The organism is Nocardioides sp. (assembly GCF_031422975.1).
Classification (GTDB): Bacteria; Actinomycetota; Actinomycetes; order Propionibacteriales; family Nocardioidaceae; genus Nocardioides.
The window spans coordinates 1-11,731 of the sequence record NZ_JANPEO010000542.1 but is presented as its reverse complement, the minus strand read 5'-3'; the positions used below and the strand labels follow the sequence as shown (position 1 = coordinate 11,731).

Genomic DNA, 11,731 nt, shown 5'->3' with positions numbered 1-11,731 from the left:
TGGGTCGGTTCGGCATCGCCGACCTCGGCGACCGTCAGGTCGAGGAGCTGTCCGGCGGCCAGATGCAGCGTGTCGCCTGTGCCCGTGGCTTCGTCGTGGGCGCCGGCATCCTGCTCGCCGACGAGCCCACCTCCGAGCTCGACGAGGGCAACCGCGGCGTGGTCCTGGCCGAGCTCCGCGAGGAAGCCGCTCGCGGAGCCGTCGTCGTCGTCGCCACCCACGACCCGGCGGTCGTGGACGCGTGCGACGTCCACTTCGCGCTCGACGAGGGCCGGCTGGTGGTCGGATGACCCGCAGCCTCCGCGGCGCCTGGTGTCGCCGTGGTGCACTGATGACCCTCCTCGCCATGACCACGGTCGTGGTGGGCGGAGCGGTCGCGGTGCTCGCCTTCGCCGAGGCGGCGGGAACCTCCCGCTGGCTGATGTCGCCGCTGCTGATGCTGGGTGCCGTCGCGATCCCCAGCACCGGTCGCGAGCTGGCGACCGCGCGCCGTGAGGAGATCGGACTGGCGCGACTCCGCGGCATCCGCGGACTCCGGCTCGGCGGCGTACTCCTCCTCGAACCGCTCGTCACCATCGTGCTCGGCACCGGTCTCGGCCTGGGCCTCGGTCGGCTGGTCGCCCGGATCTCCGGTGGCGCGTGGCTCGATGCCGCCCCCCCGGAGCTGGGGTCGAGGGCGGTGTACGTCGCGGTCGGGATCGCGGCCGGCAGCCTGCTGATCGTCCTGCTCGGCACCTGGGCGACCGCCACCGAATCCCTCTCCGCGCAGGTCGCGACCCGCACCCGGCCCCGCCGCGCGTCGACGACGGTGATCTTCGCGAGCGTGCTCGTCCTCGTCGGGGCAGCGGTGTCGGCCTACCGCAGCAGCACGGTCGTCGACCGTGAGCCCGACGTCCTGGTGCTGCTCGGCCCGGCGCTGGTCGGGCTGGCGCTGGGCCAGCTCGCGATCTGGGTGCTGCGGCTCCTCGCCCGGGGCGCGACCGGTGCGACGGCGACGACGGGCCTGCCCGGCTTCCTCGCCACTCGCCGGCTCTCCCGGGCCGACGACCTCGTGACGCCGATGCGACTCCTCGTGGCTGCGGCCGTCGTCGGCGTGCTCGCCGCGACCGGGGCGACGTCGGTGACCGACTGGGTCGACGGGCAAGCGCGCATCGCGGCCGGCGGACCCGTGTCGGTGCCGGTCGAGAACGGCGCCGTGCAGGCGATGGCGCTGACCCGCGACCTCGACCCGGAGGGCCAGCACCTGATGGCCGTCGCGGTCGTGCCCAACGAGACCCGACTGGGCGAGCGTCGTGCCTACGTCGATGCGGCGCGCTTCGCGGCCGTGGCCGGTGACTTCTATGCCGGCACTCCGGCCGCCGATGCAGCGACCAGAGTGCCAGGACTGGTGACCACGACCCCGGACGTGTCGACCACGGCCAACGACTTCACCGTCACCGGCCGGCTGCTCGAGTCGCAACGCGACGCCACGGAGGGGCTCGCGGTCCGACTGGACTACGTCACCGAGGACGACAGCGGCTCGTCGGTCGAGGTCGAGCTCCGGCTCGCGAAGGACGGCGCGCCGGCGACCCGGTCGGTCAAGCTTCGCGGCTGCGCGCGCGGCTGCCAGATCACCGGACTCTCGGTCGTCCGGGTCTTCCGCGAGACCGTCAGCAACTTCTTCTTCTTCGACCCCAGCCGCTACCGCGTGCTGCTCACGCGCATCGACGTCGGCCAGCAGTCACTGGTGGACGTTGGGTGGCGTCCCGATCGCGAGTCCGTCGATCAGGCCGCGAACAACCGCTTCGCGCCCGACTCGTTCGACCCCGACCGTCGTGTGCTCGCCAACCGCCCCGACGGCCTCGAGATCGAGCCCCTCCCCGACTCCGACCTCCCGCTGACGCTCGAAGCGGCCTCCACCCCGACGCCCGTCCTGGTCGCCGGCGCCGCCGCCACGCCGCCGCTCGACGTCTCCGGTGACGACCGGGTGCTCGGCACCGCCACCCGCCTGACCGCGCTGCCCTTCCTCGGCACTGTTGGCCAGCTGACGGACCTGCCGACCAGCATGGTCGGCGCCGGTTCGACCGTACCCACCGCGGAGACCTCGATCGTGGTGGCCGCCGACACGCCTGACTCGATGCTGAGCGCGTTGACGAGGGCGACCGGCACCCGGCCGCAGCAGCTCGCGGACGTACGCCGCACTCTCGGCGCCGCAGCGGGCGCCGACCAGGCCCGTGCCTATGCGCTGATGGCGGTGTTCTGCGCGCTGGTCGCGCTGCTCGCCCTGGCGGCGGGGGTGGCTCGGCACCTGCGCAGCTACCGCCGGGACGTCGCGTCCCTGCGCGTCCTCGGGGTCGGACTGGGCGAGGCTCGCAGGGCAGGCCGGGTCGAGCTGGGCGCCCTCGCCGTGGTGGTCGTGCTCGCCGTCGCCGCCGGCGGCCTGCTCGCGGTCCGGCTGCTCCTCGACGGGCTGCCCCTGGTGACGTTGCCGCCGGCGTCCCTGCCCCTCGACAACGCGCCCACCGTGTGGACGGTGGCCGTCCCAGCGGTGCTGGCGGCGATCGCCATGCTGGCCATCGGCGGCCGGGCCCGCGCCGTACGTCTCGAGACGACCCGGCCCTCGACGCTGCGCGAGGAGGAGGGCCGATGATCTCACCCCACGACCTTCGTCTCCTCCGCTGCGCTCCCCCGAACAACGTCGTAGGGACCCCGAGATGACCCAGCTGCTCGCCACCATCATCCGCGGACTGCGCTCGCGGGCACTCCTCAGCGTCGGCTCGGTCGTGCTCGCCGCCCTCGCGCTGGGCTCGGCCGTGCTCGGGCCGATCTTCTCCGAGGCCGTCACCAACTCCTACGTCGTCACCCGGCTCCAGGAGGCGCCGGCGGCGTCCACCGGGCTGGCGCGAGTGTTCACCCCCGACGGCCCGCTCGAGCCCGAGGCCGCCATCGAGCGTGCGATCGCGGAGTCCGGCGCCCGCAACGACGGTCCGTGGGGTACGCCGACGGCGACCCTGGAGTCGGTGGAGTACAGCGCTCTGCGCGGCGCCGTGACGTTCTTCTCGCGCGACGACGTCTGCGCGGGACTCGTGATCGAGGGCCGCTGCCCGTCGGCGCCGGGCGAGGTGGTGATGCTGGCCGCGGACCTGGACACGGCGGGGGCGAGGCTCGGCGAGCCACTGGAGCTGAACGTCTTCGAGCCGGAGGAGATCAGCGGGAGGTTCCCCCGCTCGCCCCTCGACCCCGTCACCGTCGTCGGCTCCTACGCGACCCCGGTCGACGACGACGTCTGGCAGTTCCCCCTCCGGCTCCGTTCGACCAACGAGCAGTCCAGCCTCTCCGGCGGCTACCAGCCGTACAAGCCGGCTCCCCTGCTCACCACGCACGAGACGATGCAGCAGCTCGGCGCCTACGCGTGGAGCGTCCGTGTGGACACGCCCCTCGACGTGCCCGCGGACGCCACGCCCGCCGACCTGGCCGCGGCAGTCGCCACCGCCGCGACCCTGAAGGACGCCGAGGACGTCGAGCGCGGCACCCTCGTCGGGATCCCCGACACCAACAACCTCGCGCAGGTCGACGCCGACGTCCGCGACCAGCGGTCGACCGCACGCACGTCGATCGCGCCGGCGGTGTTCTCGCTGGTGCTGGTGGCGCTGGCCCTGCTGATGCGGCTGCTGATGGCGGCCAGCGAGATCCGCGTGCCGGAGCTCGCGCTGGCCTCGCTGCGCGGCGTCTCCTCGACCCGGCTGTGGCTGCTCGGCCTGGCCGAACCCCTGGTGATCCTGGTGGCGGCAGTCCCGCTCGGCATCGGGTTCGGCATCGGACTGAGCACGCTGCTCATCCGGCGGTGGCTGGTGCCCGGGCTGCCGGTGCCGCTGCCGTGGCTGAGCTGGGCCGCCGCGGCGCTGGTCCTCGTCGTCGCGATCGGCGTCGCCTGCGCGGCTGTCGGGATGGTCGTGCGGGACACCCTCGCCTCCCAGCTCTCGGGCGTACGCCGCCCCCGGGAGTCGCGACGGTGGGCGGTCGTCGCCCAGCTGACCCTGGTGGCGCTGGTCCTCGCCGTGCTCGTCTCCAAGCTCTCGGCCTCGGGTCCGAGCGACCCCGACCTCACCGACATGGTGCTGCCGGTGCTGCTCGCGGTCGTGGCCGGACTGGCGGCGACGCGGCTGACCGCCTGGGCCGACGTGGTGGACGATTCGGCGCGCGTCGACGAGGTCGCTCAGCGGCTTCGTGTCGGCCCGCGCGATCTCCCGACGCCAGGAGGGCACGCTGGTGATCCTCCCGGTGACCGCGGCCATCGCGGTCGCGGTGTTCGGCGCCGGGGTCTACGACTCCGCGGCGACCTGGCGCGGCAGCGTCGCCGCGACCGCCTCCCCCGCGGCGACGACGTGGACCTCGTCACAGTCGATGCGCGACACCCGCGACCTCACCCGCCGCCTCGACCCCGAGGGCGAGTGGCTGATGGCGGCCGCGTCCGTGCTCAACCCGGGCGCGAGCTTCGCCGTCGTCGACGCGTCCCGGCTGGCCGCCGTCTCGACCTGGCCCGAGACGTGGAGCCCGGGGCGCAGCGTCGAGGAGATCGCTGCCGACATCACGCTGCCCGGCGTCATACCCCAACTCGTCGGCACGAGGCTGTCGATCACGCTCGACAACCGGGCCCAGACGTCGGGCGAGCTCAACGTCGAGGCGCGGTTGGGCACCGTCGGGGGCGTGCCGGAGCGCCGCTATCTCGGGCCGTTCCCGACCGGCGAGACCACGCAGAGCGTGCGTCTGCCCACGACGTGTCGCACCGGGTGTCCGCTGGAGGGGATGACCCTCGGCGGCGGCGCCGCAACGGCGATGGAGATGGCCGGTTCGGCCCGCGTGCTGTCCATCGCGGTCGACGGTGACGTGGTGGACGCCGCGATCGCGGGGGTGGCGTGGGCGCCGACGGCCGCCAGCGGTGCGCGCTCCTCGATCGCCACCATCGACGTCTCGGGCGACACGATCGACCTGACCTTCGACTCGACCGCCGGCTCGGCCCTGGCGCGGCTCACGGCCGGCGGCATCCCGCTCAGGCGGCCGGCGGTCCGCGGTGTGGATGTGCCGGATCGTGTGTTCGGCAGCCTTGACGACGCCGACGTCTCGGGCGCGATCCCGGTCGACCCCGTGACGACCGTCGAGGGCATGCCGTTCGTCGGGCCTGCCGGACTGCTCGTCGACTACGCCTCGTTCGTGGCGGACCGCCCGGTCTACGACAACCTCTTCGACACCAGGGTGCTGATGAGGGAGGGCGCCCCGGCGTCGATGGCGACGGAGCTCACCAGGGCCGGGCTCACGGTGGAGACCACGCTCGCCGCCCAGCAGCGGGTGCTCGACCAGGGGGCCTACGCCCTGGCGCTGCGGTTGTACGCCGTGGTCGCGGTGCTGGTGCTCCTGATGGCGCTGGCCGGGCTGTTCGTCTCCACGGCCGTCCAGCTGCCGGCGCGACGCCGCGACGCTGCGGCGTTGCGCGTCGTCGGCGTACCCCGCTCGTCGGTCATGTCCGCCGTCGCCCGCGAGTTCCTCGTGGTGCTGGGCGGTGCCGCGGTGGCCGGCATCCTGGCGGGCTCGCTGGCGCAGTACGTCGTGCTCCGCACCATCACCCTCGGGACCGTCGACGCGATCTCCACTCCCCACCTGGTCGCGGCGATCTCGCCGCTGCGCCTCGCCGCGCTCGCCGCCCTCGCGGTCGTCGTGCTCGGTCTTGCGGCCCTCTTCTCCGCCTCCCTGACCGTCCGCGGCGCCCGCGGGTCGACGTTGCGGGAGTCCGCCCGCTGAGTGGTCCTTCCCGATATCCATGGGAGGGATGGCTCGGAATCGGCCTGAAACGGAGCCATCGCGCCCATGGATATCGATCGATCCGGGAAGAAGAAGACCCCGGCGCTCAAAGGTCGACGCAGCGGTTGACCCACACACCGGTCGTCACCATGCCGACCTTCTCGTAGAGCCCGAGCGCCCCGGTGCGGGAGTCGGTGCTGAGCTCGGACACGGTCGCGCCGTGCTCGCGCCCGGCCGCGAACGAGTCGACGAGCAGCGCCTGGGCGAGGCCCCGGTTGCGCTGGTCGCGGCGTACGGCGAGGCGCGAGACGTACGCCGTCGGGCTCTCGGTCGAGATGAACACGAGCGCCGTCGCGACGACCGCACCGGCCGGGTCGACGGCGACGCGGAAGTTCCACGGCGCGAACCCCGGGCGGCCGAAGGTGGACGCGGCGAAGTCCTCGTACGGCTCGCGATCACGCTCGGACCACTCGAGGAACGCGTCCTCGAGCACGTCGTGGGCGGGCTCGAGGTCGGCCTCGAGCGCTTCTCGTACGACATAGCCCGGCGGCAGGTCGCGCGTCGGGATCTGCCTCCCCTCCGGCAGCTGCAGGATCCAGCTCGTCCAGCGGATCCGGTAGCCCAGCGCCGCGAGGAGCAGGTCCCCGGCCGAGCCCTCCGGGACGGGCTGACCGACGACCGAGGCGCCGCGCGAGCGGCCGAGAGCGCGCAGCCACGCCGCCAGCCAGGTGCCGATCCCGCGGCCGCGATAGGCCGGAAGCACGGCCGCGTCGGCCCTGTCGGCGCCCATGAGTTCGGCGTACGCCACCAGGAGGTCGCCGTCGAAGACCGCGACCGAGGACGCCGACAGGTCATAGCTCGGCTTGGCCCAGTCGCTGACGAGGTCGGCCTCCTCGATGTCGACCTCGCCGGTGTCCTCGCGCTCCTGGGCGGCGATCAGGTCGAAGAGGATGCGCGAGTCGGCCCTGGTGAGCGGCCGGGTGGTGAGGCCCTCGGGGAGGGCCGGCGGTGCATCAGGCATGTCCCGATTGTGAAGGCACGTGCCGGGCGATGTCTCCTGAGTTTGCGCGAGTGACAAGAATCGCCCCGGCCGCGAAGCGGCCGCCAGGCGTGATAACCACTACCGTTGCAGGGTGAGTGACCTTCCCCAGAGCGACAGCCCCGATGCCAACGACGCCCCCCTGCAGACGTTCACCGAGCTCGGGCTCTCCCCGGCAGTGCTGAAGGCGCTCGAGGACGTGGGCTACGAGTCGCCGTCCGCGATCCAGGCCCAGACCATCCCGCCGCTGCTCGCCGGCCGCCACGTGGTGGGCCTCGCGCAGACCGGAACCGGCAAGACCGCGGCCTTCGCGCTGCCGATCCTGTCCCAGCTCGATCTCTCGCAGAAGACCCCGCAGGCGCTCGTGCTCGCGCCCACGCGCGAGCTCGCGCTGCAGGTCTCCGAGGCCTTCGAGAAGTACGCCGCCCACATGAAGGGCGTCCACGTCCTGCCGATCTACGGCGGTCAGGGGTACGGCGTCCAGCTCTCCGCGCTCCGCCGCGGCGTCCACATCGTCGTCGGCACGCCCGGCCGGATCATGGACCACCTGGAGAAGGGCACCCTCGACCTCTCGCAGCTGCGCTTCCTGGTGCTCGACGAGGCCGACGAGATGCTCAAGATGGGCTTCGCCGAGGACGTCGAGACGATCCTGTCCGACACCCCCGACGACAAGCACGTGGCGCTGTTCTCGGCGACCATGCCCAGCCAGATCCGCCGGATCTCCAAGAAGTACCTCCACGACCCGGTCGAGATCACGGTCAAGAACAAGACCACGACCAGCGCCAACACCACCCAGCGCTACCTCATCTGCTCCTACCCGCAGAAGGTCGACGCCCTCACCCGCATCCTCGAGGTCGAGAACTTCGAGGGGATGATCGTCTTCGTCCGCACCAAGAACGAGACCGAGCTCCTCGCGGAGAAGCTGCGGGCAAGGGGCTTCTCGGCGATGGCCATCAACGGTGACGTGCCGCAGGTGCAGCGCGAGCGCACCGTCAACCAGCTCAAGTCGGGCAAGCTCGACATCCTGGTCGCCACCGACGTCGCCGCCCGCGGCCTCGACGTCGAGCGGATCAGCCACGTCATCAACTACGACATCCCCACCGACACCGAGTCCTACGTGCACCGGATCGGCCGCACCGGCCGCGCGGGTCGCAGTGGTGACTCGATCGCGTTCGTGACGCCGCGTGAGAAGCACCTGCTCCGCGCGATCGAGCGGGCCACCCGCCAGCCGTTGACCCAGATGCAGATCCCCACGATCGAGGACATCAACTCGACCCGCCTCAACCGGTTCGACGACGCGATCACCCAGGCGCTCTCGGGTGACAAGCTGGACTTCTTCCGCGACGTCGTGGCCCACTACATCTCCGAGCACGACGTGCCCGAGGTCGACGTGGCCGCTGCCCTCGCGGCCGTCATGCACGGCGACCACCCGCTCTACATGGAGCCGGAGCGCGAGCCCGCGCGCCGCGACTTCGACACCCGCGAGCAGCGCCCCGAGCGTGGCGGCGCCAAGAAGCCCGAGCGTCGCCCCCGCGGCCGCACCGACGTCGAGATGGCGTCCTACCGCCTCGCGGTCGGCAAGCGCCACAAGGTCGAGCCCCGCCAGATCGTCGGCGCGCTCGCTAACGAGGGCGGCCTCTCCCGCGGCGACTTCGGGCACATCGACATCCGCCCGGACTTCTCGCTCGTCGAGCTGCCGCGCGACCTCCCGGCGGGCACCCTGGACCGCCTCGCGACGACCCGCATCTCCGGCAAGCTGATCGAGATCCGCCAGGACAGCGGCGCCCCCGCGGCCCGAAGCCAGGCCCGCTCGACGTCGTACGGCGACAGCGACTCGCGCTCGAAGAAGCCGCGCCACAAGAGCTGAGCGGGCCGCATGGCCCGGCTCGGCTGCAACGCCGGGGACATGGCTGTACCCACCCTGAGATGTCAGGGTGGGTACGAGGGCTGACCCGGCGTCACCGCCGGCTCAGGCAGGCGATGCTCAGGCGGCCTTGATCGCGGAGATGTCGAACTCCAGCTTGACCTTGTCCGAGACGAGCACGCCACCGGTCTCGAGGGCGGCGTTCCAGGTGAGACCGAAGTCCTTGCGGTTGACCGTGGTCTCGCCCTCGAAGCCGACGCGGGTGTTGCCGAACGGGTCGAGTGCCGAGCCGGTCTGCTCGAAGTCGATGGTGACGGGCTTGGTCACGTCCTTGATCGTCAGGTCGCCGGTGACGGCCCAGACGTCGCCGTCGCGGGTGACGTCGGTGGAGACGAAGCGGATCGAGGGGTAGGTCTCGGTGTCGAAGAAGTCGCCCGACTTGAGGTGCCCGTCGCGGTCGCCGTTGCCGGTGTCGACCGAGGTGACGTCGATGGTCAGGTCGATCTTGGAGTTGGCGGGGGTGGCGGTGTCGATGCTGGCGGTGCCCTCGAAGGCGCCGAACTGGCCGCGCACCTTGGTCACCATCGCGTGCCGGGCGACGAAGCCGAGGCGCGTGTGGGCGGTGTCGAGGGTGTAGTCGCCGGTGATGTTGTCGATGGCGGTGGTGGGGGCGTCGAACTGCGACATGGCGTGTCTCCTTGAGGGGTTGGATGAGCAGGTAGTACAACTTTCAACATGACTGCTCGCCCAGTATTCCCCAGGTCGCAAGGAACCTTCTCCACGAGGCGCAACGGGACTTCGCTCGCAGCAGTGAGGGGCCCGGAAATGGCAGCGAGCCGCAACCCCCAGTGGGTCGCGGCTCGCGAAGCGGTTGGCCGGCGCTCAGGCGGCGTGCGCCGCAGCCGCCTGGGCCAGGGTCCAACGTGCCTCCATGTGGGTGTGGCCGGCTGCGTCAGCCACCACGACCCAGGTGCAGGCGAGTCCACTGGTCGTCTGGTTGTTCCTCATGTGACACCTCCCGTTCACTGTCCGTTCACCCAAGGTACCTCATCCCCACTGCTGCGCCAAGAAGATGGCGAAATCGCCCCTGAGGCTCCACCTCGGCCGCCGCCCGCCGGCAGGAGCGCCTGCGTTGCTCCACGCTGGCGCTCGACGCGCGTGCGTGCGTCGGGAGGGAGGGGGCGCCGGGGGCGCGTGGGGCGCCCGGACGGCGCGATTCGGCCCGGCAGCCGGGGGTGCGGCCCCTTGCTGCATGGGGTCAGCAAGGGGCACGCGTGGGGAACCTTCTCACCTCGTGCTCGGATGTGTCTCGAGATCGAGGGAATGTGGGGGCACTGGTGAGGACCAGTTCGCCGGACCTGTTCGGTGGGTCAGCTCTCGGCCGCGTCCGCGAGCTCGAGCGCCCGCGTCGCGAGCGGCACCAGCAGCTGGCGGTCGGCGGCGATCAGGCCGACGCGCGTACGGCGATCCAGCAGGTCGTCCACGTCCACCGCACCCTCGTGCGTGACCCCGAAGATCAGCTCCGCCAGCGTCACGGGGACCTGGTCGGTCGCGGGGGCGAGGAGCTCCTCGTCGCTCAGTCCGCTGACGGTGCGCGCGGTGTCGAGCACGAGTGCGGCGTCGGTGCCGAAGCGGCGTACGAGTCGAGCGGGCTCCTCGAGACGCGCGAGCTCAGCGCGCGGCGCCGCCCCCAGCAGGGGGGTGGACGCGGTGACGCAGGGGCCCCCGACCAGACCGGCGGCCACGATCGCGGCGTCGACCGCGTCCTGGGCCATCCGACGGTAGGTCGTGAGCTTGCCGCCGACGATCGTGATCACGCCGGTCCTGCTGGTGAGAACGGCGTGCTTGCGCGAGATGTCGGCGGTCGACCCGTCCCCCGCATGAATGAGCGGACGCAGTCCGGCGAAGGCGCCGACCACGTCGCTGCGTCGCAGGGGGCGGGCGAACGCGGCCGAGACGACGTCGAGCAGGAAGCCGATCTCGGCCTCCGACGGCGTGGGTACGTCGGGGATGTCGCCGTGGACGGGTTCGTCGGTGAGCCCCACGTAGATCGTGGCGTCGGGCTGCGGGATCACCATCACGAAGCGGCTGGTCGATCCCGGCACCGGTGCCGTGACGGTGGCGCGGAGCAGCGGCAACGTCTCGGCGCGGAGCACGAGGTGCGTGCCGCGGCTGGGACGCAGGGTGATCTCGTCGACGAGCTCCCCGGCCCAGACGCCGGTGGCGTTGATGACGGCCTTCGCGGTGACGGTCCGGGTCTCGCCGGTGAGCTCGTCGCGCAGGTCGACGCTGGTGCCCCTCGCCGACACGACGCGGGCCCGGGTGCGCAGGTGGGCGCCGGCTGCCGCGGCCGTGCGGGCCACCGTGGTCACGAGCCGCGCGTCGTCCTCGAGCTGCCCGTCCCACGACAGCAGCCCCCCGCGCAGGCCGTCGGCGCGCAGGCCGGGTGCGAGGTTGAGGGTCTCGGTCGCGGAGATCTTGCGGGGGCGTGGAAGCGTCTCGGGGGAGGTGTGCGCCGCACGCCGCAGGACGTCACCGGCCCAGAAGCCGGCGCGGGTCAGGCCGGCGGCGAACGGCGAGACGCTCGACATGAGCGGCACCAGCATGGGCATCCCGTGGGTGAGGTGCGGAGCGGTGACCTCCATCAGGATGCCGCGCTCGACGGCACTCTCGTGCGCGACCCCGACCTGGCCCTTGGCGAGGTAGCGCAGGCCGCCGTGCACGAGCTTGGACGACCAGCGCGACGTCCCGAACGCGAGGTCGTGGGCGTCGACGGCCAGCGTGGTCAGGCCACGGGTGACCGCGTCGAGCGCCACGCCCGCACCGGTGATGCCGAGGCCGATGACGACGACGTCGACCCGGTCGGGCAGGTCGGCGATGCCGTGACCGATGCGGCCCGGGGGCCGGCCGCCGGCCCGGTCGCTCACGGCGTCGCTCACGGCGCCAGCACTCGGGAGATGATCAGGCGGGCCTCGGCCGCGAGGTCGTCCTCGCTCACGTCGTCGTCGACCATCGTGTGCCCGCTGAGCACGAAGCCGTGCGCGGCGAGCACC

General features: G+C 72.3%; 9 protein-coding genes. 5 read left to right on the top strand and 4 right to left on the bottom strand.

Translation table 11 applies throughout. The features are described from left to right. The 4 genes from RMO85_RS16125 to RMO85_RS16110 form a co-directional block, all read left to right on the top strand. Nucleotides 1–290 (top strand): ATP-binding cassette domain-containing protein (locus RMO85_RS16125; RefSeq protein WP_310529740.1); only part of this gene is annotated, 290 nt, incomplete at its 5' end. Nucleotides 291–331: 41 nt separating this feature from the next. Next, complete coding sequence (locus RMO85_RS16120) at nt 332–2,629, top strand: hypothetical protein (RefSeq protein WP_310529739.1); 2,298 nt, start codon at nt 332–334, stop codon at nt 2,627–2,629. 64 nt (nt 2,630–2,693) lie between these two features. Beyond that, nucleotides 2,694–4,865 carry a hypothetical protein gene (locus tag RMO85_RS16115; protein WP_310529738.1) on the top strand — a complete coding sequence of 724 codons (2,172 nt, stop codon included), beginning with the start codon at nt 2,694–2,696 and terminating at the stop codon, nt 4,863–4,865. Beyond that, entirely contained in the window at nt 4,786–5,775 is a 990-nt protein-coding gene (locus RMO85_RS16110) for an FtsX-like permease family protein (RefSeq protein ID WP_310529737.1), read from the top strand. Before RMO85_RS16115 ends, RMO85_RS16110 begins: the two co-directional genes overlap by 80 nt. A 106-nt stretch (nt 5,776–5,881) precedes the next feature. Here the strand turns inward: RMO85_RS16110 and RMO85_RS16105 are convergent, their stop codons facing one another. Further along, a complete protein-coding gene (locus RMO85_RS16105; RefSeq protein WP_310529736.1) occupies nt 5,882–6,796 on the bottom strand; it encodes a GNAT family N-acetyltransferase in 915 nt (304 codons plus the stop codon). Between the two features lie 112 nt (nt 6,797–6,908). On the opposite strand from RMO85_RS16105, the gene RMO85_RS16100 reads away from it, so the two are divergent. Then, on the top strand, nt 6,909–8,681 hold the full coding sequence (locus tag RMO85_RS16100; protein WP_310529735.1) for a DEAD/DEAH box helicase: 1,773 nt from the start codon (nt 6,909–6,911) through the stop codon (nt 8,679–8,681). A 117-nt stretch (nt 8,682–8,798) separates the two neighbouring features. On the opposite strand, the gene RMO85_RS16095 is transcribed toward RMO85_RS16100, so the two are convergent. The 3 genes from RMO85_RS16095 to RMO85_RS16085 all read right to left on the bottom strand — a co-directional run bounded on the left by RMO85_RS16095 (nt 8,799) and on the right by RMO85_RS16085 (nt 11,617). Further along, a complete protein-coding gene (locus RMO85_RS16095) occupies nt 8,799–9,365 on the bottom strand; it encodes a YceI family protein (protein ID WP_310529734.1) in 567 nt (188 codons plus the stop codon). Nucleotides 9,366–9,560: 195 nt separating this feature from the next. Beyond that, a complete protein-coding gene (locus tag RMO85_RS16090) occupies nt 9,561–9,686 on the bottom strand; it encodes a hypothetical protein (RefSeq protein ID WP_310529733.1) in 126 nt (41 codons plus the stop codon). A gap of 362 nt (nt 9,687–10,048) precedes the next feature. Further along, nucleotides 10,049–11,617 (bottom strand): glycerol-3-phosphate dehydrogenase/oxidase, encoded by a 1,569-nt coding sequence (locus RMO85_RS16085; protein ID WP_310529732.1) that lies wholly within the window; start codon nt 11,615–11,617, stop codon nt 10,049–10,051. Nucleotides 11,618–11,731: the final 114 nt, after the last annotated feature.

Coding starts and splice junctions, on each gene's coding strand:
- RMO85_RS16120 (WP_310529739.1), top strand. CDS start 332: ATGACCCTCCTCGCCATGACCACGGTCGTGGTGGGCGGAGCGGTCGCG.
- RMO85_RS16115 (WP_310529738.1), top strand. CDS start 2,694: ATGACCCAGCTGCTCGCCACCATCATCCGCGGACTGCGCTCGCGGGCA.
- RMO85_RS16110 (WP_310529737.1), top strand. CDS start 4,786: ATGACCCTCGGCGGCGGCGCCGCAACGGCGATGGAGATGGCCGGTTCG.
- RMO85_RS16105 (WP_310529736.1), bottom strand. CDS start 6,796: ATGCCTGATGCACCGCCGGCCCTCCCCGAGGGCCTCACCACCCGGCCG.
- RMO85_RS16095 (WP_310529734.1), bottom strand. CDS start 9,365: ATGTCGCAGTTCGACGCCCCCACCACCGCCATCGACAACATCACCGGC.
- RMO85_RS16090 (WP_310529733.1), bottom strand. CDS start 9,686: ATGAGGAACAACCAGACGACCAGTGGACTCGCCTGCACCTGGGTCGTG.